This is a genomic window from Enterobacter sp. 342 (assembly GCF_036663495.1).
GTDB lineage: Bacteria > Pseudomonadota > Gammaproteobacteria > Enterobacterales > Enterobacteriaceae > Enterobacter.
The window spans coordinates 1-267 of the sequence record NZ_JAWUEI010000152.1 but is presented as its reverse complement, the minus strand read 5'-3'; the positions used below and the strand labels follow the sequence as shown (position 1 = coordinate 267).

Sequence of the window (267 nt, the reverse complement as noted above, 5' to 3'; positions counted from 1 at the left end):
GCCTTTCCGTTTTACAGGTTCCTCAACAGGCCGGTGGGCCGTTAGTATCATCAATATCAGTATTCGCAAAACCAGATGAATGATTGTTTAAACTGGTGTATTTCTGCCTTTATGCTTCGTAAGTTTGCTGTCGCGCCGTCAGTGCCCAGGCTATTCTGGCCAGCTTGTTTGCCAGAGCACAGGTGACGACAAAGGGCACTGTTGCAAATAGTCGGTGGTGATAAACTTATCATCCCCTTTTGCTGATGGAGCTGCACATGAACCCAT

At 47.6% G+C, this 267-nt stretch carries 1 pseudogene; it reads right to left on the bottom strand.

Annotated features, from left to right (window positions below):
- Positions 1–109: 109 nt before the first annotated feature.
- Positions 110–193: pseudogene (locus V6E55_RS25725) on the bottom strand (hypothetical protein); the annotation flags it as partial.
- Positions 194–267 lie beyond the last annotated feature (74 nt).